General features: G+C 63.6%; 20 protein-coding genes and 1 pseudogene. 12 read left to right on the forward strand and 9 right to left on the reverse strand.

All coding sequences use genetic code 11. The annotated features are described in order from the left end of the window. From RT028_RS02840 to mrcB, 4 genes are all read right to left on the reverse strand, one after another. Positions 1-1,711: acetolactate synthase 3 large subunit (locus RT028_RS02840; RefSeq protein ID WP_312932246.1), on the reverse strand; the 1,711-nt coding region annotated here is incomplete at its 3' end. Positions 1,712-2,119: 408 nt separating this feature from the next. Beyond that, positions 2,120-2,455 (reverse strand): YqcC family protein, encoded by a 336-nt coding sequence (locus RT028_RS02845; protein WP_312932248.1) that lies wholly within the window; start codon positions 2,453-2,455, stop codon positions 2,120-2,122. Continuing rightward, a complete protein-coding gene (locus RT028_RS02850) occupies positions 2,452-3,234 on the reverse strand; it encodes a tetratricopeptide repeat protein (RefSeq protein ID WP_312932250.1) in 783 nt (260 codons plus the stop codon). The genes RT028_RS02845 and RT028_RS02850 overlap by 4 nt, the downstream gene beginning before the upstream one ends. 10 nt (positions 3,235-3,244) lie before the next feature. Continuing rightward, on the reverse strand, positions 3,245-5,566 hold the full coding sequence (gene mrcB, locus RT028_RS02855; RefSeq protein WP_312932252.1) for a penicillin-binding protein 1B: 2,322 nt from the start codon (positions 5,564-5,566) through the stop codon (positions 3,245-3,247). Positions 5,567-5,682: 116 nt separating this feature from the next. Between mrcB and RT028_RS02860 the strand changes: the two genes are divergently transcribed. Further along, a complete protein-coding gene (locus RT028_RS02860) occupies positions 5,683-7,242 on the forward strand; it encodes an AAA family ATPase (protein WP_312932254.1) in 1,560 nt (519 codons plus the stop codon). A gap of 142 nt (positions 7,243-7,384) precedes the next feature. Next, a complete protein-coding gene (locus RT028_RS02865) occupies positions 7,385-7,642 on the forward strand; it encodes a TfoX/Sxy family protein (protein ID WP_312932256.1) in 258 nt (85 codons plus the stop codon). 323 nt (positions 7,643-7,965) lie between these two features. Here RT028_RS02865 and RT028_RS02870 read toward each other — a convergent pair whose 3' ends face one another. The 3 genes and pseudogenes from RT028_RS02870 to RT028_RS02880 form a co-directional block, all read right to left on the reverse strand. After that, complete coding sequence (locus RT028_RS02870) at positions 7,966-8,733, reverse strand: heme ABC transporter ATP-binding protein (protein WP_312932258.1); 768 nt, start codon at positions 8,731-8,733, stop codon at positions 7,966-7,968. Next, the gene (locus RT028_RS02875; RefSeq protein WP_312932349.1) at positions 8,733-9,716 is read right to left on the reverse strand and encodes an iron ABC transporter permease; all 984 of its coding nucleotides are present in this window, start codon (positions 9,714-9,716) and stop codon (positions 8,733-8,735) included. Before RT028_RS02875 ends, RT028_RS02870 begins: the two co-directional genes overlap by 1 nt. 50 nt (positions 9,717-9,766) lie before the next feature. Further along, positions 9,767-10,652, reverse strand: a pseudogene (locus RT028_RS02880) (hemin ABC transporter substrate-binding protein). A gap of 150 nt (positions 10,653-10,802) precedes the next feature. On the opposite strand from RT028_RS02880, the gene RT028_RS02885 reads away from it, so the two are divergent. Beyond that, entirely contained in the window at positions 10,803-11,150 is a 348-nt protein-coding gene (locus tag RT028_RS02885; protein ID WP_312932260.1) for a Rieske (2Fe-2S) protein, read from the forward strand. Here the strand turns inward: RT028_RS02885 and sfsA are convergent. Then, positions 11,113-11,826, reverse strand: coding sequence for a DNA/RNA nuclease SfsA (sfsA, locus tag RT028_RS02890; protein WP_312932262.1), 714 nt, complete (start codon positions 11,824-11,826; stop codon positions 11,113-11,115). The two genes, RT028_RS02885 and sfsA, sit on opposite strands and share 38 nt — an antisense overlap. After that, a complete protein-coding gene (locus RT028_RS02895; protein WP_312932264.1) occupies positions 11,826-12,998 on the reverse strand; it encodes a pyridoxal phosphate-dependent aminotransferase in 1,173 nt (390 codons plus the stop codon). The genes sfsA and RT028_RS02895 overlap by 1 nt, the downstream gene beginning before the upstream one ends. A gap of 211 nt (positions 12,999-13,209) precedes the next feature. On the opposite strand from RT028_RS02895, the gene dksA reads away from it, so the two are divergent. The 9 genes from dksA (at position 13,210) to panC (ending at position 23,998) form a co-directional block, all read left to right on the forward strand. After that, a complete protein-coding gene (gene dksA, locus RT028_RS02900) occupies positions 13,210-13,656 on the forward strand; it encodes an RNA polymerase-binding protein DksA (protein ID WP_312932266.1) in 447 nt (148 codons plus the stop codon). 264 nt (positions 13,657-13,920) lie between these two features. After that, positions 13,921-14,808: a tRNA glutamyl-Q(34) synthetase GluQRS gene (gene gluQRS / locus RT028_RS02905; protein WP_312932268.1), complete on the forward strand. Its 888-nt coding sequence runs from the start codon at positions 13,921-13,923 to the stop codon at positions 14,806-14,808. Positions 14,809-14,934: 126 nt separating this feature from the next. Then, positions 14,935-15,111 (forward strand): hypothetical protein, encoded by a 177-nt coding sequence (locus tag RT028_RS02910; protein WP_010796831.1) that lies wholly within the window; start codon positions 14,935-14,937, stop codon positions 15,109-15,111. Further along, positions 15,095-18,079, forward strand: a complete 2,985-nt coding sequence (locus RT028_RS02915; protein WP_312932270.1) for an ATP-binding protein — start codon at positions 15,095-15,097, stop codon at positions 18,077-18,079. Before RT028_RS02910 ends, RT028_RS02915 begins: the two co-directional genes overlap by 17 nt. A gap of 4 nt (positions 18,080-18,083) precedes the next feature. Further along, positions 18,084-19,535: a sigma-54 dependent transcriptional regulator gene (locus RT028_RS02920; RefSeq protein WP_312932272.1), complete on the forward strand. Its 1,452-nt coding sequence runs from the start codon at positions 18,084-18,086 to the stop codon at positions 19,533-19,535. A gap of 703 nt (positions 19,536-20,238) precedes the next feature. Further along, positions 20,239-21,621, forward strand: a complete 1,383-nt coding sequence (locus RT028_RS02925; RefSeq protein WP_312932274.1) for a polynucleotide adenylyltransferase PcnB — start codon at positions 20,239-20,241, stop codon at positions 21,619-21,621. After that, a complete protein-coding gene (folK, locus tag RT028_RS02930) occupies positions 21,618-22,097 on the forward strand; it encodes a 2-amino-4-hydroxy-6-hydroxymethyldihydropteridine diphosphokinase (protein ID WP_312932276.1) in 480 nt (159 codons plus the stop codon). Before RT028_RS02925 ends, folK begins: the two co-directional genes overlap by 4 nt. 240 nt (positions 22,098-22,337) lie before the next feature. Then, entirely contained in the window at positions 22,338-23,138 is an 801-nt protein-coding gene (panB, locus tag RT028_RS02935) for a 3-methyl-2-oxobutanoate hydroxymethyltransferase (protein WP_312932278.1), read from the forward strand. Next, positions 23,135-23,998 (forward strand): pantoate--beta-alanine ligase, encoded by an 864-nt coding sequence (panC, locus tag RT028_RS02940; RefSeq protein ID WP_312932280.1) that lies wholly within the window; start codon positions 23,135-23,137, stop codon positions 23,996-23,998. Before panB ends, panC begins: the two co-directional genes overlap by 4 nt. The last annotated feature ends 19 nt before the right edge of the window (positions 23,999-24,017 follow it).

Raw genomic sequence — 24,017 nt, forward strand, 5'->3', positions numbered from 1 at the left:
TCTTGCTCAGCCACATGTCACGCATCGAACCATCCTTGATCTGCATCGGATAGACGTGCTCGGAACGATCGATCGCGATGTCGATGAACACCAGCCGGTCTTTCATCGCAAAGGCCTCTTCCAGCTTGGGCTTGAGATCTTTCAGGCTGGTGATGCGAATACCGACGTGGCCATAGGCCTCGGCCAGCTTGATGAAATCGGGCAGCGACTCGACATAGGAGTGCGAGTGGCGACCGTTGTAGGCCATGTCCTGCCATTGGCGGACCATGCCCAACACACCGTTGTTCATGTTGACGATCTTCACCGGCAGGCCGTACTGCATGCAGGTGGACAGCTCCTGAATGTTCATCTGGATGCTGCCTTCGCCCGTGACGCAGGCGACGTGGTCGTCAGGGAAGTTGAGCTTGACGCCCATGGCTGCGGGGAAACCGAAGCCCATGGTGCCCAGGCCGCCGGAGTTGATCCAGCGATTGGGCTTGTTGAAGCGGTAGTACTGCGCGGCGAACATCTGGTGCTGGCCGACATCGGACGTGATGTAGGCATCGCCGTTGGTGACTTCGCACAATGTTTCGATCACGGTCTGCGGCTTGATGACGTCGCCGTCGCCCTTGTCATAAGGGAACAGGCCGCGGTCGCCACGCCATTCGTTGATCTGCTTCCACCAGGCATCGGCGGCCGCTTTGTCGGGCTGCTCGCCGATTTCCTTGAGGATCGCCTGCATTTCCGTCAGCACGCTGTCGACAGGGCCCACGATGGGCACGTCGGCCTTGATCAGCTTGGAGATCGAGGCAGGGTCGATGTCGACATGAATGATCTTGGCATTGGGGCAGAACTTGGCCGGGCCATTCACCACACGGTCATCGAAACGCGCGCCAACGGCGAAGATCACGTCGGCATTGTGCATGGTCATGTTGGCGGTGTAGCTGCCGTGCATGCCGAGCATGCCGATGAACTGATCGTCGCTGCCCGGGAACGCACCCAGACCCATGAGGGTGTTGGTCACCGGCAGATTCAGCGATTTGGCGATGGCCGTGAGCGCTTCGGAGCCGCCGCCCAGGATCACGCCACCGCCGGCGTAGACCACCGGACGCTTGGCGGCCAGGAGCATTTCGGCGGCCTTGCGAATCTGCCCGGAATGGCCACGTACAGCGGGGCTGTAGGAGCGCAGCTTGACCTTCTTCGGATAGACGTACTCGAACTTTTCAGCCGGGTTGGTCATGTCTTTGGGAATGTCGACCACGACGGGACCAGGGCGACCGGAGTTGGCCAGGTAAAACGCTTTCTTGAGGATTTCCGGGATCTCGCTGGCGTGCTTGATCATGAAGCTGTGCTTCACGATCGGACGCGAGATGCCGATCATGTCGGTTTCCTGGAAAGCATCGGTCCCTACCATGGTGCTGGGCACCTGGCCAGACAGGATCACCATCGGGATCGAGTCCATGTAAGCGGTGGCGATGCCGGTAATGGCATTGGTTGCGCCGGGGCCGGAGGTGACCAGCACCACGCCTGCCTTGCCGGTGGCTCGGGCATAGCCATCAGCCATGTGAGTGGCGGCCTGCTCGTGGCGAACCAGGATATGTTCGACTTCCGGTTCCTTGAACAGGGCGTCGTAAACATGAAGGAGAGCACCACCAGGGTACCCGTAGATATGCTTAACGCCTTCGTCGCGCAAAAAACGGACGACCATTTCAGCGCCGGATAAGAGCTCCACGATGTTCACCTCTAAAACGCCAGAATACCGTCCTTGATGGACGGGTCTTAATAGGTTTACTGCCAAGCAGAGCATGAGCGAAAACGTCAGCACTGACTGAGCAAGTATTGGGATCACCCCAGAGTGTTGCGGGGGGTCCCACCCAGCGCGAGGTAACGCGTTGCGGGGTGTAACAGGCGGCGCGGGTATGCGCCTCATGATCTGCTTGGCGGGTCTGCTTCTGGCAGTCCCCCTACAGCGGAAACTGGATTCTTCTGATTCAGCGGCTTCAAGTCAAGAAAAATTATTGCCGATATTTCATCAGGATGATTAGTTGCCACCACGTTTATCTTTTGTTGCAGCAGAAAAACGAACATTCCAACGAAAAAGAGCCGCAATCTGCGGCCCTTGGAGTAAAAAGCGAAGAAATCAGGCGGAGGGATCGATCAAACGGTCGAAGGCTGCCAGTAGTCGGCGCAGCTCGCGACTCTGCTCCGGACGGCTGGCAAACACCGTTTCGGCCATCACCAGAACACCAGACGCATTGGGCAGCGCATGGCCGCCCTCGATGATCTGGGCCATGCGCGGCAGGAAAATCCATTGCAGCCACTGCTCGAAGGGCATGGTGTCGACGGCAAACGGGACGGTACTGGCCAGCGCCTGCGCGCTGGGCGCTTGGGTCACCCACCAGCCTTGCACCTTCAATTCTCGCTCGATGAGCAGGAGGTGGTCAGCGATGTCCAGCACGCGCTGCTCGACCGTCACAGGCTGACCTTGGCTTTCTGCCGTGCCAGCGCTGCCCCGGCGCTATCGCCTTGCTTATCACGGGCCTGGGCAATGGTGTTCCACAGTTCGGCCTGCAGGCTTGGGCGACCATTGGCGTACGTCAGCGCGCGACGCGCGAGCTGCTCGGCCTGCGGCGCATCACCCTGATTCAAGCGCACTTGCGCCAGGCGGAAGAGCACCTGGGGTTCACGCGGCGCGATGCGCTGCGCGCGCTCGAGGCTCGATGAAGCGCCATTGAAATCGCCACTGACCTGCTGTTGCTGCGCCGTCGTCAACAACGCCAGCACCGGACCGTCGAGTTGCTCGTCGGCAGACAGCTCGGTGGAACGCGTGTTCTGCGGAATGCCCGAGGGCGTGCTGGCCCGCGGTGCGGCTTGCGGGCTGGACATCGAAGCGATGTCGAAAGGCTCGTCTGCCACCGGATTGGGGTCGGAGGTGACAGGTGCGGTATTGATCGGCGCCGTGCTGATCGGTGCGGCAGTGCTGCCAGCCGGGAATGATTGGATCGGCGAGGCGCCCGCGCCCTGCGGGATCATCACCGTCACCCCGGAATCCTCTGGCAGCGACTGCGCCTGAGCCGTTCCGTTCCTGGGCGTTGCGGCAGCCGTTTGCCGTTGCTGGATGCGCTCGCTGTTGGACACGCGAGAACTGGAATCAACCACCGGGATGTTGCCGCGCGGCACGCTGGCACACCCCTGCAGTACGGCCATGGCCGTCAAGACTGGAACCCACCACTTGTTCAATTCACGCCCTCTCATGCTCTAGTGCTCAATTGATCCAGCCCTTGACCCAATCCATCACCGAATCATCAGGCGCTTGCTGGCTCGCGCAGGCAGCGCCGGCCGCGGGCTCACTGCCGCGAATATACGGCATCTGAACGGCACCCGGACAGCTCTGGTCCGAGCCCTGCCCGGTGTTTGGATCGATCCACGCCTGGATGACGTTGTCAGGTTGTGGCATGTCCAGCGGCAGCGGATCGGCCTTGTGCATAAAGCTGGTCCAGACCTGCAAGGCACCGGTCGCGCCGGTGAACGGCGTGGTGCCGTTGTCGTCACGGCCCAGCCAGACCACTGCCAGCAGGTCCTGGCTGAAGCCGGAGAACCAGCTGTCACGCGAATCGTTGCTGGTGCCGGTCTTGCCCGCCAGGGTCAGGGAGCTTGGCAGGACACTGTAGACCGAGCGCCCGGTGCCTTCACGCATCACCCGCTGCATGGCGTTCTGCACCAGATAGATGGCGCCCCCATCGAAGGTCTGCTGAACCTGGAACGGGTAACGCTTGAGGGGTTCGCCTTCCGCGGTCAGCACGCTGCGGATGCCACGCATGGGCGTGTTGAACCCCCCATTTGCAATGGTCTGGTACATGGTCGCAACCTGCATCGGCGACATGCCACCGGCGCCCAGCAACATGGCCGGGTACGGCTTCCAGTCCACATCCACCCCGAGCCGGCCGATGGTCTTGATCACACTCGGCACGCCCACTTGCAGGCCGATCTTGGCCGTGGAGAGGTTGTAGGAGTTGGCCAGCCCCTGATACAGGTAGATGGTGCCGTGTGGCCGGCGGTCGTAGTTCTGCGGACGCCATACCTGGCCATCGGCGCCCTTGACCGAGAAGGCCTCGTCTTGCACCAGGCTGGTCAGGGTGAAGGTGCCCGGTTTTTCCAGCGCGGTCAGGTAAACGGCGGGCTTGACCAACGAGCCGATCGGTCGTACTGCGTCGATGGCCCGGTTGAAGCCGGCGAAACCGGACTGACGGCTGCCGATCAGCGCCTGTACTTCGCCGGTTTCCGGATTGCTGACCACCATCGCCGACTCGACAGCATCCGAGCCCTTGCGTCCTGCCAGACGCTTGAAGGTCTCGGACATGGAGGTTTCGGCCTTCATCTGCAGGATCGGATCGAAGCTGGTGAAGATGCGCAGGCCTTCTTCGGTCAAGTCTTCGTCGCGGTAGTCCTGGCGCAGCTGGCGCTTGACCAGGTCGAGGAAGGCCGGGAACGAGCTGTCCGCCAGGCTGCCACGGGTGGTGACGCCCAAGGGCATTTTTTTCGCGGCATCGACCACCTCCTGGCTGACCACCCCTTGCTGGGCCACCAGGTCGAGCACCAGATTACGCCGCTGCAGGGCGCGCTCCGGATAGCGACGCGGGTTGTAGTAGGACGGCCCCTTGACCATGCCGACCAACAAGGCGATCTGGTGCAGTTTGAGCTCCGATAGCGGCTGGCTGAAGAAGAACTGGCTGGCCAGGCCGAACCCGTGCACAGCACGCTGACCATCCTGGCCGACGAAGACTTCGTTGAGGTAGGCCTCGAGAATTTCGCGCTTGTCGTAATGCAGTTCCAGCAGCACCGCCATCATGGCCTCGGTGAGCTTGCGGCTGAGGCTGCGCTCGCTGGTGAGGTAGAAGTTCTTGACCAGCTGTTGAGTCAGGGTACTGCCGCCCTGGCGCATGGTACCGGCCGACGTGTTGACCCAGATCGCGCGGGCGATGGATTTGGGTGATACACCGTGGTGGCTGTAGAAATCCCGGTCTTCGGTGGCGATCAGGGTTTCGAGCAGGTACGGAGGGACCTGATCGATATTGATGAGGATGCGGTCTTCGAGATTCTTCGGGTAGATGCCGCCGATCATCAGCGGTTCGAGCCGTACCACATCCAGCTTGCCGCCGTTGGCGCCCGCCAGGCCGGCGACGTAGTCGCCCGAGAAGCGCACACGCACGAACTGCGCAGGCTCCATGCCTTCATAGAACTGGAAACCGCGCGTGTTCAGGTCGACCGTGTTGCCGTTGACCGAGGCCTGGCCCGGGCTGCCGGCCGCGGTTTCACGGCGGTAGCCCAGCGCGTCGAGTTCGGTGAGGAAATCGTTCTTGCTCAGCTTCTGGCCGACGAACAGCTCAAGCGGCCGTGCGTACACCTTTGCCGGGATGGTCCAGCGCTTGCCCGAAAACTTCTCTTGCACGGTGGCATCGAGATAGACGGCAAAGCCTGCAAGCAGCACCAGGCCGACCAGACTGAGCTTCAGGGCCCAGCCCAAGAGGACGCGGGCGCGGCCAGGAACGGGTTTTTTCGCGGTACGGGATTTTCGGGATCGAGTCATGGCGGCGGATTATACGCACTTTACTTTGGCTGGGCAGACATCCCAGCGGTTTGCAGGGGAGGCCCCATTGACCATAATGACCCCTTTGAATTCCCTGCCCTCTTGAAGGATCGCTCGTGAGCCAAGCCCTGATCAACGCGCTGCAGAACAGCGCCCTCTACCCTCACCCTGTGGACGGGTTCGAACTCATCGAGACCCACATCTCCTGGGTCCTGCTCACCGGCGAATACGCCTACAAGATCAAGAAACCGATGAACTTCGGCTTCCTCGATTTCACCGAGCTGGGTCAGCGCCAGCATTTCTGCCAGGAAGAGCTGCGCCTCAACCAGCGCCTCACCGACGACCTGTACCTGGACGTGCTGCCGATCACCGGCAGCGCCGAAGCGCCCTGCATCGGTGGCGAGGGTGAAGCGATCGAGTATGCGCTGAAAATGCGCCAGTTCCCGCAACGCCAGATGCTCAGCGCCTTGCAGGCCGACGGCGAACTGACCGCCAGCCACATCGACCAGATGGCCCGGCAAATTGCCGAGTTCCACCTTGCGGCACCGAAGGTGGACGACAGCAATCCACTGGGCTCGCCAGACAGCGTGATGGCACCGGTGGAACAGAACTTCGAGCAGATCCGCCCGTTTCTCAAGGACGCGGCAGACCTGCAACAACTCGACAACCTGCAAGCCTGGGCGCACAGCAGTTTCGAGCGCCTGCATGCACTGCTGGCGTCGCGCAAGGCCAACGGGTTCGTGCGCGAGTGTCACGGCGACATCCACCTGGGCAATGCGACGCTGATCGACGGCAAGGTGGTGATTTTCGACTGCATCGAGTTCAACGAGCCGTTCCGCATGACCGACGTCTATGCCGATATCGCGTTCCTGGCCATGGACCTCGAGGACCGCGGCCTGAAATGGCTGGCGCGGCGGTTCATCAGCCAGTACCTGGAGCTGACCGGGGATTACCAGGGCCTCGAACTGCTGAACTTCTACAAGGCCTATCGCGCACTGGTGCGGGCCAAGGTGGCGCTGTTCAGCCTGGCGCCGGACGCTGATGGCGTACAACGCGCTACGACCCTGCGCACTTACCGCAACTACGCCAACCTGGCAGAGAGCTACAGCGCCATTCCTTCGCGCCTGCTGGCGATCACCCACGGCGTCTCGGCGGTGGGCAAGAGCCATGTGGCAATGCGTCTGGTCGAGGCGCTGGGGGCCATTCGGGTACGTTCGGATGTCGAGCGCAAGCGTCTGTTCGGTGAGCAAACGGCAGACGCCGGCTCGCTGGCCAGTGGCATCTACGACGCCGATGCCAGCACGGCGACCTACCAGCGCCTGCATGAACTGGCGACGATGATTCTCAAGGCCGGCCTGCCGGTGGTGCTTGACGCCACCTACCTCAAGCAGCATCAGCGCCAGGCCGCTGCGCACATTGCCAACGACACGGGCGTGCCGTTCCTGATTCTCGATTGCCAGGCGCCGGAGGCGGTGATCATGAGCTGGCTGGAGCAACGTCAGGCCGAGCAGGTCGATCCGTCCGATGCCACGCTCGAGGTGGTCAAGGCTCAGCAAGCGAGCCGTGAGCCGCTTGACCCGCACGAGCTGCTGCAGAGCAAGCGGGTCGACACGCACCAAGCCAGCGGCATGGATCAGCTGATCGAGCAGATTCGTCAGCGCCTGCCAGGCCTGTAACGTCGCTGAAACACCTTCGTCGGGGCCCGGTCGCGGCCCCGCACGGCGCGCATGCGCCTTGCCCATGCCCCGCTACACTTGTGATGCTCACTCGCTGAAGATTTCCCCAAACGACACCGTTCAGCCATCGCAAGGAGGCCCGATGAATGATGAGTTGCGGCATCTCAAGAACCTGGGCAAGACCTCCACACAATGGCTTCACGCCGTTGGCATCCACACCATTTCCGATCTGCGTCGCCTGGGCGCGGTCGGCGCGTACCGTGCGGTACAACTGCGCGGATTTCGCGTCTCGAAGGTGTTGCTGTATGCGATAGAGGGCGCTCTGCAGGATGTTCACTGGAACGACCTGCCAGCAGAACGCAAGCAAGCACTGCTCGGGCAACTGGACGCCAAGTCCTGAACGCAAAAATAGTGAAATAAAAGATCACAAAGGGTTGACGTAGAAATGAGAATCGTTATGATTCTCACAACTGGTCGCGAGACTGGTTGGATAAGCTGAAAGCCCTTGGTTCGGACTCTCAGATTATCTCCTCATCAGGCTAATCACGGTTTTTGACCCGGCAATTTGCCGGGTCTTTTTTTGGCCGACGCTTTTGTGGATGAGGGGGGACGATGATCTGGTCCATCATCTGCCGCAACCAGATCAGGGGCCGTTCTCATGCGCCTTTCACGGCTTGCGTATGAGAGCGGCCCCTGCGCGGGTCAGCCTTTGCGAATTCACGATCAGCGCATGATGATCAGGGGATGCCCGCGTTCCGGGTGCGCTTGCACCAGCACGTCGATCCCGAACACTGCGCGCAATGCCTGGGGTGTCAGCACCTGGGCCGGCGTATCCAGCGCATGGCAAGCCCCCTGCGCCAGCAGCAGGATGCGGTCGCAATAGCGCGCCGCCAGGTTCAGGTCGTGCAGGATCACCATCACCGCCGCACCACGTTCGGCCACCCCACGCACCGCTTGCAAGGTCGTGTGCTGGTGCAGCGGATCGAGCATGGACGTCGGCTCGTCGAGCAGCAAGGTGGTTCCCGCCTCACCCGGCCACAGCTGGGCGAGCACGCGCGCCAGGTGCACCCGCTGCCGCTCACCGCCAGACAGCTCCAGGTAGCTACGCTCACACAGATGCCAGGCATCGGCAGCCTGCAAGGCGGCTTCGATCACCTGCCGATCGTGCTGCTCGCCGGTATCGAAAGGCAGCCGACCCAGGCCCACCACTTCCTCGACACTGAATGAAAACCCCAGGCTCGACACCTGCGGCAAGACCGCCAGGCAACGTGCCCGAGCCTGCCCGGCCCAGCTGGCCAGGTCACGGCCCTGCAGACTGACCCGCCCCGAACTTGGCCTGAGCTCACCACACAGCACACTCAGCAGGCTGCTCTTGCCCGCCCCATTGGGCCCGAGCACGCCCACGACCTGGCCGCTGTGCAGTTGCAGGTCGATGCCGCGCAGCACCTGCGTGGTGCCACGACGCAGGTGTACCCCCTGGACCTCCAGCATCACCCGCGTCCTTGTATCAGCAGAAACAGAAAGAACGGCGCGCCGATGAAGGCCGTGACAATCCCGATGGGTAGTTCAGCCGGCGCCAGTGCCAACCGCGCGATGAGGTCGGCGAACAACAGCAGCGTACCGCCCGCCAGCAACGAGGCTGGCAACACGATGCGGTGATCGGGCCCCGCCAGCATCCGCACCAGGTGCGGCACCACCAGACCGATGAAGCCGATCAGCCCGGCCGCCGCCACGGCCGCACCGACGCCAAGGGCGGTACAGAACACCAGTTCGCGCTTGAGCCGTTCCACGTCGACACCCAGATGACGCGCTTCCGATTCGCCGAGCAACAGCGCATTGAGGGCCCGGGCCCGGCGCGGCAACCATAGCGCGACGCCGCCGGCCACCAGCAGCAATGGCCACAAGCGCGGATAACTGGCGCCATTGAGGCTGCCCAGGTTCCAGAAGGTCAGGGTGCGCAGTGTGGCGTCGTCGGCCAGGTAGGTGAACAGCCCTACGGCGGAACTGGCCAGTGCGGTCAGCGCGATGCCCGCGAGCAGCATGGTCGCGACGCTGGTCTGACCGTCACGGCGGCCCAGGCGGTAGACCAGCGCCGTCACTCCCAGCCCTCCGAGAAAGGCGCAGACCGATAACAGATACGGCGCGAACGCCTCATTGATGCCGCCCAGCCAACTGCCGCCCACGATCGCCACGGCCGCGCCCAGTGCAGCGCCACTGGCCACCCCGACCAACCCAGGATCGGCCAGCGGATTGCGAAACAAGCCCTGCATGGCCACCCCAGACAACGCCAGCACGGCGCCAACCGCCAGCCCCAGCAAGGTGCGGGGCAGACGAATCTGCCCCAGGATCAGCTCGGCCTGCCCCAGCCCTTCACCCGACAGTGGCATGCCCAGCAGCCGCAGCCCGGCCCGCAGCGTATCGCTCAGCGGCAAGCTGACCGGCCCCAGCGCCAACGACAGCCAGACGGCCAGCAGGCACAACAGGCTCAGGCTGATGAACAGCGTTCGCGGCGCCAGCAGCCGCCTCATTGACCCGAGCTGACCTGGCTGTCGGGATAGAACGCCTGCAGCAATGACTGCAAGGTCGCCGGCAGGCGTGGCCCGAGGCCGCCCACCAGCAGGGTGGGATCGAGCGAGATGACACGTTTTTCACGCACCGCCCGCGAGCCCGCCAGCGCCGGGTTTTTTCTTGAGCAACGCCTGCAAGGCTGCGTCGCCCGCCAGCGCGCGGTCGGACACCACCAGCACGTCCGGATCGAGCGCGGCCAGCGCTTCCACCGACAGCGGTTTGTAACCCTGATGAGCGGCCAGGTTGCGCCCGCCGGCCTGCTGCAACAGCCACTCGGCGGACGTGCCCTGCCCTGCCATCAGCGGCTTGCCGCCCGCATGGCCGACCAGCAGCAGTACACCAGGTGCCGGTTGCCGGGCTTGAGCACGTTTGACAGCCGCAGCGATGGCGTCGATCTGCTGGTGATAACGGCTTGTCAGTGCTGCCGCCTGCTGCTCGGCGCCGAGCAACACACCGAGCCGCTCGAGGTTGTCATCCAGCGCGGTGAGGGTAGCGTCGCTGGAAAACAGCTCCACCCGCACACCGGCCCCCTGCACCTGCTGCACGACCGGCGGCGGGCCCATTTCATCGGTCCCGACCAGCACATCAGGACGCAGGCTGAGAATGCCTTCGGCCGACAACTGTCGCTGATAGCCCACACTCGGCAAGGCCTTGAGCGATTCAGGGTGCTGACTGGTGGTGTCGACCCCCACCAGACGCGCTTCCCCGCCCAGTGCACTGATCCACTCGCTCAACGCACCGCCGGCACTGACCCAGCGCTGCGGCAGGTCAGCGGCAGGGGCCAGGGTGGGCAACGCGACAACGGCGCACAGGGCGAGCAGAGCGAGTGGCTTGCGTATCATCGGAAATCCTCGTTCAAAGCGGGTGACGCGCCTTGTGCGGCACGACGCAACTGCGCACCCTACACGGCCGGCACGAAGCGTGGCGGCAATTTGATAATTATTCGCATTGAAGCGTCAAGCGACGCCCGCGTTCCCAAGGTTGAACCGTCCATGGATTTTCTGTGCCCCTCCAATGCCCTGCCCGAAGGCACCAGCCGCACGTTCAGTGTGGGCGATCTCGAACTCTTCGGGGTGCGTCGGCAGGGCCGCGCGTACCTGTACCGCAACCGCTGCCCGCATCGCGGCATCGCCTTGCAGTGGTCTGCCGAGGCCAGCCTGCTGGAGCCCGGCGCGCAGCTGATCGAATGCGCCCATCACGGCGCACTGTTTCTCATCGACAGTGGTGAGTGCGTCGCCGGGCCTTGCGAGGGCGAAATGCTCGAATCCCTGGGCTGCCATGAAGACGAGCGCGGCCTCTGGCTCACGCGCCCAGCAGCACCGGAATCGCCCGATCGATGAAGATCTGCCCGGCATCGAGCCTGGCGCCATAGGCCAGGACCTCCACGCCGTCGGCAACCGCGGCGCGCAATGCCTGGCCATACGCGGCATCGATTTCATCGGCCGGGCGCACGGCCTCCACGCCTGTCAGGTTCACGCAGTACAACTGCACTGCGCGCACGCCCTGCCGCGCCAACGTGGCCAGCTCGCGCAGGTGCTTGGCGCCGCGCTGAGTCACGGCATCGGGGAACGCCGCCACCGACGAGTCGGGATAACCCAGCGTCACGCTCTTGACCTCGACATACGCCGGGCCGCTGGGATAGTCCAGGCGAAAGTCGATACGGCTGCGCTCTTCCCCATACGCGACTTCACGCTTGAGCGCGGTGAAGCCGGCCAGCTCGCGGATCACCCCGCCACGCAACGCCTCTTCGACCAACGCGTTGGCGCGGCCGGTATTGACGCAGGCCAACCGCCCTTGCGGGGTCTCGCTGAGCTCCCAGGTGCCGGGCAGCTTGCGCTTCGGATCATTCGAGCGGCTGAACCACACTTGCCCGCCTTCGACCATGCAATTGAACATCGAGCCCGTATTCGGGCAGTGGATGGTCAGTTGCTCACCGCTGGGCAACTCGATATCGGCCAGAAAGCGCTTGTAGCGGCGCAGCAAGCGACCTTCTTCCAGCTCGGGTTGAAAGCGCATCAGCCCTGCCAGCTCCGCAAGCCGCGAGCAATACGCTCCACCGCCTGTTCCAGGCGCGGCAGGCTCTGGGTGTAAGCGAAGCGCACATGGTGACCGGCCAGGTGACGGCCAAAATCCAGCCCTGGCGTGAAGGCCACGTGCTCGGTTTCGAGAAAGTGCCGGCAAAAGGCAAAGGCATCGCCGCCGAATGCGCTGATATCGGCGTACAGGTAGAACGCGCCCTGAGGCTCCACGGCAATCCCGAAGCCCAGGTCGCGCAAGGCGGGCAGCAGGTAGTCACGGCGGCGCGCGAACTCGGCGCGGCGCTGTTCGAGGATGCCCAGGGTGTGCGGCTCGAAACAGGCCAGGGCCGCATGCTGGGCCATGCTCGGGGCACTGATGTAGAGGTTCTGCGCCAGCTTTTCCAGGTCAGCCACCGCCGCCGGCGGCGCCACCAGCCAGCCCAGGCGCCAGCCGGTCATGCCGAAGTATTTGGAAAAGCTGTTGAGGACGAAGGCCTGGTCGTCGACCTGCAGCACGCTTGGGGCATCCATGCCGTAGGTCAGGCCGTGGTAGATCTCGTCCACCACCAGATGGCCGTGCCGCGCATGGACTGACCGGGAGAGGCTGGCCAGCTCGTCCTTGTCCAGCACCGTGCCAGTAGGGTTGGCAGGCGACGCCACCAGCGCGCCCACGGTGTCGGTATTCCAGTGCCGCTCGACCAGGCCTGCGGTCAGCTGGTAGTTCACCTCGGGCCCGACCGGTACCAGTTGCGCGCCGCCTTCGACCAGGCGCAGAAAGTGCCGATTGCACGGGTAGCCTGGGTCGGCCAGCAGCCAGTGCTTGCCCGGATCGACCAGCAAGCTGCTGGCCAGCAGCAAGGCGCCTGAGCCCCCGGGGGTGATGAGGATGCGTTGCGGATCGATGTCGAGCCCGTAGCGCTGGGCATAGAAGCCGGCGATGGCCTCGCGCAGCGCGGGCAATCCGCGCGCGGCGGTGTAGCGGGTGTGGCCGGCAGCCAGGGCGGCCTGACCCGCGGCAACGATGGGCGCGGCAGTGGTGAAGTCGGGCTCGCCGATCTCCAGATGGATAACGTCGTGGCCCGCGGCTTGCAGCTCGTTGGCCCGCGCCAGCAAGGCCATGACGTGGAAAGGTTCGATGGCGCGACTGCGTGCGCTGTAGGGCTGCGTCATGGGCGGCTTCTCGCTGAAGGCTGGGCTGGAAGATTTCTTGCTACCCCGCGCCGAACGCGCCAGACACGGCGCTGTCAATACGCAGGATCGGGCAGGGTAGCGCACCCCCGATCTATCTGGTAAGTTCGGCGGCTCGCAGTCGCAGGGCCGGCGGTCGCCGGAGATGGAGCATCCTGCGCATAGGATCAGATGAGTGAGAGGCGGTCTATTCATGTCCACCGTAGAAAAGCAAAAAACCGGTCAGACCATGTACGGTGTCGAGCCCTATAAGGAAACGAAGGGCGAAGAGTACATGGGTGAGCCCATGAGCAAGCACTTCACCAAGCTGCTGACCGCTTGGAAAGGTGAGTTGATGCAGAGCGTCGACCGCACCGTGGACCACATGAAAGACGAGGCAGCGAACTTCCCTGACCCGGCCGACCGCGCCAGTCAGGAAGAAGAGTTCGCTCTGGAGCTGCGCAATCGCGATCGCGAGCGCAAGCTGATCAAGAAGATCGACAAGACCCTGCAGAAGATTCTTGACGAAGAATACGGCTGGTGTGACAGCTGCGGCATCGAGATCGGCCTGCGCCGACTGGAAGCCCGCCCAACTGCCGACCTGTGCTTCGACTGCAAGGAAATTGCCGAGAAGAAGGAAAAGACCAGCGGCAAGGGCTGATGCTTGTCAGTTGAGTCGAGTTGAATGAGCTGGGGCTGCCTGGCAGCCCATCGCGGCTGACCGGAGCGCCGGACCGGCTGCTCCCACACACTGGTATCAACCTACAAGATGGCACCAGACTGTTGGAGCAGCCCGTCAGCCGCAGTGGGCCACCAACTGGCTCCGATCATTCAACTGGCTGGCATCAAGCGGCGAAGGCCAATCTTCTTCCATCTGAACGGGGCGCACTGAGCGCCCCGTTTCGTTTGTGTGCACTCCCTGATCATGACCGACTCTCGCTACATCGGACGTTTCGCTCCCACCCCCAGCGGCCTGCTGCACTTTGGCTCGCTCGTCGCGGCGCTGGCCTCCTGGCTCGATGCTCGCGCCGTGGGGGGCCGCTGGTTGCTACGTATCGAAGACACCGACCCGCCCCGGGAAATGCCCGGCGCTCGCGACGCCATCGTGCAGACCCTCGAATGCTATGGCCTGGAATGGGACGGTGAGGTGGTGGTGCAGAGCGAGCGGCATGCGGCTTATGCCGGCGTGGTGGATAGACTGTTCAACCTGGGCCTGGCGTACGCCTGCACCTGCTCGCGCAAACAACTGGAACGCTACAACGGCGTTTATCCCGGCTTCTGTCGGAACGCGGGCCATGCGCGGGAAGGCGCGGCCATTCGTCTGCGTGTGCCAGAACTGCTCTACCGTTTCACTGATCGCGTGCAAGGCAACGTCGAGCAGCACCTGGGGCGCGAGGTGGGCGATTTCGTCATTCAGCGCCGTGACGGCCTGTACGCCTACCAACTGGCCGTGGTGCTGGATGATGCCTGGCAGGGGGTCACGGATGTGGTGCGCGGCGCCGACCTGCTGGACAACACCCCGCGCCAGCTCTATCTGCAGGAACTGCTGGGCTTTCCCCAGCCGCGCTACCTGCACATCCCGTTGATCGTGCAGCCCGACGGACACAAGCTGGGCAAGACCTACCGCTCGCCTGCGCTGGCCGCCGACCAGGCCACGGCACTGCTGCTGCGCGCCTTGCGGGCGCTGGGGCAGGCCACCGAGCCTGCGCTGCTGCAGGCCTCCCCTGCCGAGGTACTGGCCATCGCCCGCCAGCGCTGGCAGGTCGAGGCCATCCCGCGCCGGGGCAGCCTCGCCGAAGCCGACCTTCACTAGAAGACTTGCCCCAACGGCCGAAGCCCAATAGATTCGGCCCCTTGGTTTCAAGGCAGGGAAGCGAGCCCCCTGGCGTCGCCCCTGCTCGACCTGCCTGTGTCCGCACGCCCACTCATCGAGGCCAGCATGTACATCTATCGTTTGGTCCTGCTTCTGGTGGTGGGGATCTACCTGTTCTCCCCCGCCATCATGGACTGGTGGATCGACCCCACCGGCGCCTGGTACCGACCGTACCTGCTCTGGCTGATCCTCATCGTCGTCACCTTCATTCTGCAGAGCCAACGAGATGCCGATGAGCTTTAGCCTCACCCAGATGATCCTGCTCAGCGCCGGCTACCTGCTGGTGCTGTTCGGGGTGGCCTGGATCAGTGAACGCGGCCTGATTCCGCGCGCCGTCATCCGCCACCCGCTGACCTACACCCTGTCCCTCGGGGTCTACGCCAGTGCCTGGGCCTTCTATGGCTCGGTCGGCCTGGCCTATCAGTACGGCTATGGTTTTCTCGCCTGCTACCTGGGGGTGTCGGGCGCCTTCCTGCTGGCACCCGTGCTGCTCTACCCGATCCTCAAGATCACCCGCACGTATCAGCTGTCGTCGCTGGCCGACCTGCTGGCGTTTCGCTTTCGCAGTACCTGGGCAGGCGCGCTGACCACGATCTTCATGCTGATCGGCGTGCTGCCGCTACTGGCGCTGCAGATCCAGGCCGTGGCCGACTCGATCAACATCCTCACCGGCGAGCCGGTCAAGGCACGGGTCGCCCTGGCGTTCTGCGTGCTGATCAGCCTGTTCACCATCTTCTTCGGCTCACGCCACATCGCCACGCGCGAAAAGCACGAAGGGCTGGTGTTCGCCATTGCCTTCGAATCGGTGATCAAGCTGCTGGCGCTGGGCGGCATCGGCTTGTACGCGCTGTACGGCGTGTTCGGCGGACCGCACGAACTGGAAGTCTGGCTGCTGCAGAATCAGACCGCGCTCGCCGCCCTGCATACGCCGTTGCAGGAAGGCCCTTGGCGCACGCTGCTGCTGGTGTTCTTCGCCTCGGCCATCGTCATGCCGCACATGTACCACATGGCCTTCACCGAGAACCTCAACCCGCGCTCGCTGGTGAGCGCCAGCTGGGGGCTGCCGCTGTTCCTGCTGCTGATGAGCCTGGCGGTGCCGCTGATTCTCTGGGCCGGCCTGCGCCTGGGCGCCAGCACCAACCCTGAATACTTCACCCTGGGCCTGGGCATTGCCGCCAACAACAAGGCCCTGGCGTTGCTGGCCTACATCGGCGGGTTATCCGCCTCGAGCGGGCTGATCATCGTCACCACCCTGTCGCTGTCAGGCATGGCGCTGAATCACCTGGTGCTACCGCTGTACCAACCGCCAGCAGAAGGCAACATCTACCGCTGGTTGAAATGGACGCGGCGCGCCTTGATCGTCGCCATCATCGCCGCCGGGTTCGTCTTCTACCTGACCCAGAACAACCACCAGAGCCTGGCCAATCTGGGCATCGTGGCCTTCGTTGCCACGCTGCAGTTTCTGCCGGGCGTGCTGTCGGTGCTGTACTGGCCGACCGCCAACCGGCGCGGCTTCATCGCCGGTCTGCTGGCGGGAATATCGGTGTGGATGGTGACCATGCTGTTGCCGCTGGTGGGCAATGTGCAGGGCTTCTATATCCCGCTGCTGGACATGATCTACGTGCTCGACGACACCAGCTGGCACATGGCGGCCATCGCCTCGCTGGCGGCCAACGTCTTGCTGTTCACCCTGATCTCGCTGTTCACCAACGCCAGCAGTGAAGAAGTCAGCGCCGCCGAAGCCTGCGCGGTGGACAACGTGCGCCGCCCGCAGCGACGCGAACTGCATGCCGCCTCACCGCAGGAATTCGCCACGCAACTGGCCAAGCCACTGGGCGCCAAGGCGGCGCAAAAAGAGGTGGAACAGGCCCTGCGCGACCTCTACCTGCCGTTCGACGAGCGTCGGCCTTATGCCCTGCGGCGTTTGCGCGACCGCATCGAGGCCAACCTGTCCGGCCTGATGGGCCCGAGCGTGGCGCAGGACATGGTCGAGACCTTCCTGCCGTACAAGTCGGGCAATGAAAACTACGTCACCGAAGACATTCACTTCATCGAGAGCCGGCTGGAGGATTACCACTCGCGCCTGACCGGCCTGGCTGCCGAACTCGATGCGCTGCGCCGCTATCACCGGCAGACCCTGCAAGAGCTGCCGATGGGCGTGTGCTCGCTGGCCAAGGACCAGGAAATCCTCATGTGGAACCGGGCCATGGAAGAACTGACCGGCATCGCCGCCAAACATGTGGTCGGCTCACGCCTGATCACCATCGGCGAACCCTGGCGCGGCCTGCTGCTGGGCTTCATCAACCTGCCCGATGAACACCTGCACAAGCAGCGCCTGGCTCTGGAAGGCCAGCCCCGTTGGCTCAACCTGCACAAGGCGGCCATCGACGAGCCACTGGCGCCGGGCAACAGCGGGCTGGTACTGCTGGTCGAAGACCTCACCGAGACCCAGGCGCTGGAGGACAAGCTGGTGCATTCCGAGCGGCTGGCCAGCATTGGTCGGCTTGCCGCCGGGGTGGCGCACGAGATTGGCAACCCCATCACCGGCATCGCCTGCCTGGCGCAGAACCTGCGCGAAGAACGCGAGGGCGATGGCGAGATCATCGAGCTGTCGAGCCAGATTCTCGAGCAGACCAAGCGGGTGTCGCGCATCGTTCAGTCACTGATGAGCTTCGCCCACGCCGGCGGCAGCCAGCAGAACAGCGAAGAGCCGGTGTGCCTGGCCGAGGTCGCACAGGATGCCATCGGTCTGCTGGCGTTGAACCGGCGCAATTTCGAAGTGCAGTTCTTCAACCTGTGCGATCCGCAGCACTGGGTCGAGGGTGATCCACAGCGCCTGGCCCAGGTGCTGATCAACCTGTTGTCCAACGCCCGCGATGCCTCGCCACCCGGCAGCGCAGTGCGGGTACGCAGCGCCTTGAGCGAAGCCAGCGAGCACATGGTCGACCTGATCGTCGAAGACGAGGGCAGCGGCATTCCGAAGAACATCATGGACCGCCTGTTCGAGCCGTTCTTCACCACCAAGGACCCGGGCGAAGGCACCGGCCTGGGCCTTGCGCTGGTCTATTCGATTGTGGAAGAGCATTATGGACAAATCACCATCGACAGCCCCGCCGACCCCGAACGGCAGCTAGGCACCCGGATCCGCGTTACCCTGCCACGGCATGTCGTAGCGACGTCCCCAGACATTCGAGACCGTCGAGAGAATTGAATCAATGCCGCACATTCTGATCGTCGAAGACGAAACCATCATCCGCTCAGCCTTGCGCCGCCTGCTCGAGAGAAATCAGTACCAGGTCAGCGAAGCCGGTTCGGTACAGGAAGCCCAGGACCAGTTCAGCATTGCCACGTTCGACCTGATCGTCAGCGACCTGCGCCTGCCCGGCGCACCCGGCACCGAGCTGATCAGGCTCGGTGAGGGCACGCCCGTACTGATCATGACCAGCTATGCCAGCCTGCGCTCGGCCGTGGACTCGATGAAAATGGGTGCGGTGGACTACATCGCCAAGCCGTTCGACCACGACGAGATGCTCCAGGCGGTGGCGCGCATCCTGCGCGACCGACCCAAGGCGGCCACACCGGCACCGGCGGCTGAAATCCGCAGCGGCGGTGGCGGCCGATCAGCGGCAGCGGACAAACCGGCCAGCGCCAATGCCTCCGGCGACATCGGCATCATTGGCTCCTGCCCGCCGATGCTCGACATGTTCAGCAAGATCCGCAAGGTCGCGCCCACCGACTCCAATGTACTGATCCAGGGTGAGTCCGGTACGGGCAAGGAACTGGTCGCGCGGGCGCTGCACAACCTGTCGCGACGGGCCAAGGCCCCGATGATTTCGGTCAACTGCGCAGCCATTCCGGAAACCCTGATCGAGTCCGAGCTGTTCGGGCATGAAAAAGGCGCCTTTACCGGTGCCAGCGCCGGGCGCGCCGGTCTGGTCGAAGCGGCGGACGGTGGCACGCTGTTTCTCGATGAAATCGGCGAACTGCCGCTTGAAGCGCAGGCACGGCTGCTGCGTGTGCTGCAGGAAGGTGAAATCCGTCGAGTGGGTTCGGTGCAGTCGCAGAAGGTCGATGTGCGCCTGATCGCTGCGACCCACCGCGACCTCAAGAGCCTGGCCAAGGCCGGGCAGTTCCGCGAAGACCTGTACTACCGGCTGCACGTCATTGCCCTGAAGCTGCCGGCACTGCGCGAGCGGGGCGGTGACGTCAACGAGATCGCCCATGCCTTCCTGGCCCGCCAGCGCACCCGCATCGGCCGTGATGACCTGAGCTTTTCTGCAGAGGCCGAGCAGGCCATTCGTCACTACAGCTGGCCAGGCAACGTGCGCGAGCTGGAAAACGCCATCGAGCGTTCGGTGATCCTCAGCGAGAGCCCGGAAATCTCTGCAGACCTGTTGGGGATCGACATCGAACTGGGTGATCTCGATTACCGTGATCCGCTGGACCAGCTGCCCTCCTCGGCGACGGTCAGTGGCAATGCCAGCCATGATCCGAGCGAGGACCTGTCGCTGGAGGACTACTTCCATCACTTCGTGCTGGAACACCAGGACCACATGACCGAAACCGAGCTTGCGCGCAAGCTTGGGGTCAGTCGCAAATGCTTGTGGGAGCGTCGCCAGCGCCTGGGCATTCCACGTCGCAAGAGCAATGCCACCAGCGAGAGCTGATCGTCATCAGGGTGCGGGGCTCCCGCACCTGTCCCGCTACGCCCCCCGCCCTGAAAAAAGCTGTTACCTCTACACGAGACGTAACAGTCCACGAGGCAAACGGTAACGAATAAGCTTATTCCAAACCGCCTCGGCACCCCTCGAAAAACGCCAAAACCCCCGAAATCACTGGGTCTTGCCAAAGTTGGCACGGCACCTGCTATATGTTTGGTACAAGAACAATAACAAGCACCGCAACTCACAATAAGAACAACACGAAACGGCTCACGCATAACAAGAACAAAACGGCGGAGACGCAGCTAACTGATTCTTTTGGAGACGTGTTGTATTTGGGGCTCGCCCCATGGCCAGGCAGAGAACAACAAAAACTGCACTAAAAAGCAGCGCCTGAACTGGTTGGATCACACGATCGATACAGCTCAACGATCAAAGCAATCCGTTTGCTCTTCACCCCTCCATGAGGGGTTGTTCACCCGCTAGACGCTGGGTGAACGGGCACTCAACAAAAACAAGAAGCCCGACATAATAAAAACAAGAGCACGCAACGACTTGATGGGGAGCCTAGGCTCCCCATGTCGTTTCCCCCCTTCAGCGACTTCCCGCACTCCGCCTACACCATTCTCAGAGTAAATGCTAGAATCCCCGCCCATCATGCGGCCATTCTCCTAGCACTGGCCGAACATTCCTTCAAACAGTGCCTCCCATGCTGAAGAAGTTGTTCCAGTCTTTCCGCCCCCCGGTACCAGGTCAACATCACGTGCGCACCACGCCAGAGGTGATCCACAAGAGCCAGCACTCGCTGCCGCGCAACCAGTTCAGCCGCCATGCGGTGGGCATCGTCGAACGCCTGCAAGCCGCGGGTTACCAGGCTTACCTGGTCGGTGGCTGCGTGCGTGACCTGCTCCTGGGTATTACCCCCAAGGACTTCGACGTCGCCACCAGCGCCACCCCTGAACAGGTCCGTGCCGAGTTCCGCAATGCGCGCATCATCGGCCGCCGTTTCAAGCTGGTGCATATCCAGTTCGGTCGCGAAATCATCGAGGTTGCCACCTTCCGCGCGCCGCATTCGGACGAGGACCAGGTCGACAGTCATCGTTCCTCGCACAATGCCAATGGCCGCATCCTGCGCGACAACGTGTACGGCACGCTGGAAGAGGACGCGCAACGCCGCGACTTCACCATCAACGCCCTGTACTACGATCCTGTCAGCGAGCGCATCCTCGATTACGCCAACGGAGTGCCGGATATCCGCAATCGTCTGCTGCGCTTGATCGGCGATCCTACCCACCGCTTCCAGGAAGACCCGGTGCGCATGCTGCGCGCCGTGCGCTTTGCCGCCAAGCTCGATTTCGGCATCGAAAAGCACACCGTCGCGCCGATCCGCGAACTGGCGCCATTGCTGCGCGAGATCCCGCCGGCGCGCCTGTTCGAGGAAAGCCTCAAGCTGTTCCTGTCGGGCCAGGGCGCGATGGTCTTCGAGATGCTGGTCGACCTCGAACTGTTCGAGCCGCTGTTCCCGGCCAGTGCCCAGGCGCTGGAAGACCGTCCGAGCTATACCCACACCCTGATCAGCAAGGCGCTGATCAATACCGACCTGCGTATCGCCCAGGGCAAGCCGGTAACACCGGCATTCCTCTATGCCGCCCTGCTCTGGCCTGCGCTGCCGGCGCGCGTACTGTTCCTGCAGAACCAGGGCGTGCCGCCGATTCCGGCCATGAACGGTGCAGCTCACGAGCTGATCGTCGAGCAGTGCCAGCGCATTGCCGTGCCCAAGCGCTTCACCCTGCCGATCCGTGAAATCTGGGACATGCAGGAACGTCTGCCACGACGCAGCGGCAAGCGCGCCGACCTGCTGCTGGACAACCCGCGCTTCCGTGCCGGTTACGACTTCCTGCTGCTGCGCGAAAGCGCCGGTGAGCAGACCGATGATCTTGGCCAGTGGTGGACCGACTACCAGGAAGCGCACGACGGCAACCGCCGCGACATGATTCGCGAGCTGGGCAGCCGCGACGAGGGCGCCGCGCCGCGCAAGCGCAAGCGCGCCAACAGCCGGCGCAAGCAAGGTGACGACGAGGCCTTTGATTGAGCACTCGCGTCTACATCGGTCTGGGCAGCAATCTGGCTGACCCAGACAGCCAATTGCGCAGTGCCCTCACTGCGCTTGGCCAGCTTGCGCAAACTACGCTGGCCGCGGTGTCGGCGTTCTACGCCAGTGACTCGCTGTTGCCCGGTCAACCCCGCTACACCAACGCCGTCGCAGCACTGGACACCGAGCTGCCACCGCTGGCGCTGCTCGATGCCCTGCAGGCGCTGGAAAACGACCACGGTCGGGTAAGAGCCGAGCGCTGGGGCCCGCGGACCCTCGACCTCGATATCCTGCTGTTTGGCGAGCAACGAATCGACTGGCCACGCCTGCAGGTCCCCCACCCGCAGATGCCGGTGCGCGCCTTCGTGCTCTACCCCCTCGCCGAGTTGCTGCCCGCCGACCACCGCCTGCCCGATGGCCATTTGCTTGCCGAGCGCCTGGCAGCCTGCCCGTTCATGGGGCTGGAGCGCCTTTGAAACAGGCGCCAACGGCCTCGGTAACGCCTGTAACACCTGCCCCGTAACAATGCGGTAACAGGTCATTGACTTCCCCCCCCTCCCTCACGACTATAGGCCTCCCGCGGCACCCCAGGTGCCCATAGCCTTTGGGCCCAGGCGGCCTGTAACAAACATCGCGAACGACGATGTAGCGCCCTGAACGATGAATGCCAGCCTGCACGGCGGCATTCCTGCAGCGCCTGAACGAGGACTTTCGACATGCCCGACGTTACCCTGACCACCCTCAACGGCCTGAAGGCCAAGGGTGAAAAAATCACCATGCTGACGTGCTACGACGCCACTTTCGCCAAGGCAGCCAGTGAGGCGGGCGTTGAAGTGCTGCTGGTGGGGGACTCACTGGGCATGGTTTTGCAGGGGCACGACAGCACCCTGCCCGTCTCCACGGCCGACATGGCCTACCACACCGCTTGTGTCAAACGCGGCAATGCTGGCGCGTTGATTCTGGCCGACCTGCCGTTCATGGCCAATGCCACCGCTGAACTCACCTTCAGCAACAGCGCCCTGCTGATGCAGGCCGGCGCGCACATGATCAAGATCGAAGGCGCCGCCTGGCTGGCGGACACCATCACGCTGCTGGCGCAACGCGGCGTGCCGGTGTGCGCGCACCTGGGGCTCACACCCCAGGCGGTCAACGTCTTTGGTGGCTACAAGGTGCAAGGTCGCCAGCACGCGCAGGCCGAGCAGTTGCGCCAGGATGCGCAGGCGCTTGAACAGGCTGGCGCCGCCATGCTCCTGCTCGAATGCGTACCCACGGCGCTGGCCAGCGAAATCAGCCAGGCGATGAGCATTCCTGTGATCGGCATCGGTGCCGGCAGCGGTACCGACGGGCAGGTGCTGGTCTTGCACGACATGCTTGGCCTGTCGCTCAGCGGCCGGGTGGCGCGCTTCGTGCACAATTTCATGGCCGGGCAGAACGACATCCAGGGTGCTCTGTCCGCTTACGTCAAAGCCGTCAAGGACGTTACCTTCCCAGGCAGCCAACATGGGTTCAGCGCATGAATACAGTCAAGACCGTCCGTGAGTTGCGCGCCGCCGTCGCCCGCGCTCGCGGCGAAGGCAAACGCATCGGCTTCGTGCCCACCATGGGCAACCTGCACAGTGGCCATGCTGCGTTGGTCACCAAGGCGGCGCAACGCGCTGATTTCGTGGTCGCGAGCATCTTCGTCAACCCGCTGCAGTTCGGCGCCAACGAAGACCTCGCCAGCTACCCGCGCACCCTGGCCGCCGATCAGGCGCGCCTGCTCGAAGCTGGCTGCAACCTGCTGTTCGCACCGACCGTGGACGAGATGTACCCCGACGGCACGGCGGCGCAGACCCGTGTCAGCGTGCTGCAGTTGTCAGAAGGCCTGTGCGGCGCGAGCCGGCCCGGGCACTTCGAGGGCGTGGCGACGGTGGTCAACAAGCTCTTCAACATGGTCCAGCCAGACCTCGCCGTGTTTGGCGAAAAGGACTACCAGCAGTTGGCGGTGATTCGGGCCATGGTTCGCGACCTGAACATGCCGATCCAGGTCTTCGGCGAACCCACAGTGCGCGCTGAAGACGGTCTGGCGTTGTCTTCGCGTAACGGCTACCTCAGCGCCGATGAACGTGCGATCGCACCGGTGGTGTACCGCACCCTCACGCACCTGGCCGACGGTCTGCGCCGCGGCCGCCGCGACTACCCCGCCCTGCTGGCAGACGGCAAGGCCCAATTGCAGGCGGCCGGGCTGCGCACCGATTACCTGGAAGTGCGCCACGCGGTGTCGCTGCGACCGGCGCAGATCGACGACCGTGACCTGGTCATTCTGGTGGCCGCCTACCTGGGCAGCACACGTCTGATCGACAACCTCTACCTGCAACTGCACGCACCCAGCGCCTGAAGCCCCACGCCGTAGCGAA

Source organism: Pseudomonas sp., from assembly GCF_032058845.1.
Taxonomy (GTDB): Bacteria; Pseudomonadota; Gammaproteobacteria; order Pseudomonadales; family Pseudomonadaceae; genus Aquipseudomonas.